Consider the following 2021-nt stretch of genomic DNA (forward strand, 5'->3'; position numbering starts at 1 on the left):
AGGTGCAGGGTCACCAGCGAAGCCGAGCACGCCGTGTCGACCGTGACCGCGGGGCCCTCCAGGCCGAAGGTGTACGACAGCCGCCCGGAGACCACACTGGCCGCGCTGCCCGTGCCGAGGTAGCCCTCAAGGCCCTCCGGCGCGTGCTGCAACAGGGCGATGTAGTCCTGGCCGTTCGTGCCGGCGAAGACGCCTGTACGGGTACCGCGCAGGGACTGCGGGTCGATACCGGCCCGCTCGAAGACCTCCCACGAGGTCTCCAGCAGCAGCCGCTGCTGCGGATCCATGGCCAGGGCCTCGCGCGGCGAGATCCCGAAGAACCCGGGGTCGAACTCGGCGGCATCGTGCAGGAATCCGCCTGAGCGGGTGTAGCTCTTGCCCCGCTGGTCCGGGTCCGGGTCGTACAGGCCCTCGACGTCCCAACCTCGATCGTCCGGGAAGTCGGAGACCGCGTCAGCGCCCGATGTCAGCAGGTCCCACAGCGCTTCGGGCGTCTCGACACCTCCGGGGAAGCGGCAGCTCATGGCCACGATGACGATGGGGTCCTCGTCCGCAGGCGCGGCCACGGACCCGACGGTGGCCGTCTCGTCCTCGGTGCCGATGAGTTCGTTACGGAGGAACTGGGCAAGCGCCGCGGGGGTGGGGTAGTCGAAGACCAGCGTGGCGGGCAGCGTCAAACTGGAGGCAGCCTGGAGCCAGTTGCGCAGCTCGACGGCGGTCAGCGAGTCGAAGCCAAGCTCCTTGAACGCCTTGCCCGGCGCGATCGCACCGGTGTCGGCGTGCCCGAGCACGGTCGCCACCTGCGTGCGCACCAGCTCAAGCAGCGTACGGTCCTGCTCGGCCAAGGAGAGGCCGAGCAGCTGGTCGCTCAGTGCGGACGTTGCGCCGGTCTCCGTCGCCTTGCCGGTCGCGCTCGCCGCTTCCAGGGCGTCACGGGCCTCGGGGATGTCACTGATCAGCGGGGCTGCACGGACTGCCGTGAACGCCGGCGCGAACCGCTCCCAGTCCACATCGGCGACCGCTACGCAGCCGTCCTGGCGCTTCAATATCTGGTCCAGGACCGCGATCGCGCCGTCGGGCGCCATCGACGCGATGCCGCCACGCCGCATGCGCTCCTCGGTCACCCCGTCGGTCGCCATTCCGGCCTCGGCCCAGGGGCCCCAGGCCACCGACGTGCCCGGCAGACCGAGCGCACGCCTCTGCTCCACCAACGCGTCGAGGAACGCGTTCGCAGCCGCGTAGTTGCCCTGACCCGCCCCACCAACAGCCCCAGCGAGGGACGAGAACACGACGAACGCGGAGAGGTCGAGGTCCTTGGTCAACTCGTGCAGGTGCAGCGCCGCGTCCGCCTTGGCGCGCAGGACGCCCGCGAACCGCTCGGGGGTCAAGGACTCGATGACACCGTCGTCCAGCACACCGGCGGCGTGGATCACCGTCGTCAACGGATACGCGGTGGGAATCGAGGCCAGCACCTGCCCGAGTGCGGCCCGGTCGGCCACATCACAAGCGGCGACAGTGACCTTCGCCCCCAGGGCCTCCAGCTCACCGACCAGGTCACAAGCGCCGGGGGCGTCCAGGCCACGGCGGCTGGTCAGTACGAGGTGTTCGGCACCGTTACGGGCCAGCCAGCGGGCGACATGCCCGCCCAGCGCGCCGGTACCACCGGTGATCAGGGCCGTGCCACTGGTCCGCCACTCCTGGCCGGCACTGCGGCCACCAGCCCGCAACAGACGACGACCAAAGACACCAGCCGAGCGGACCGCAACCTGATCCTCACCACCGGCACCACCACCAACACCCGCACCGGCCAACACACCTGCCAGACGGCCCACCACCCGCTCGTCGAGCGTTTCGGGAAGATCCACCAGACCGCCCCAACGCTCCGGGTGCTCCAGAGCCACCACCCGGCCAAGCCCCCACACCTGCGCCTGCACCGCACTCACCAACGCCTCAGACCCACCCACCGCAACCGCACCACGCGTCACCACCCACAACGGCGCCTCCACCCCCACATCACCCAA

Annotated in this window: 1 protein-coding gene; it reads right to left on the reverse strand. The window is 70.3% G+C overall.

All coding sequences use genetic code 11. The annotated features are described in order from the left end of the window. A partial coding sequence (locus ABZ385_RS33205) for a type I polyketide synthase (protein ID WP_358914200.1) occupies window positions 1-2021 on the reverse strand: 2021 nt, incomplete at both ends.

The organism is Streptomyces sp. NPDC005898, from assembly GCF_040629635.1.
Lineage (GTDB): Bacteria > Actinomycetota > Actinomycetes > Streptomycetales > Streptomycetaceae > Streptomyces.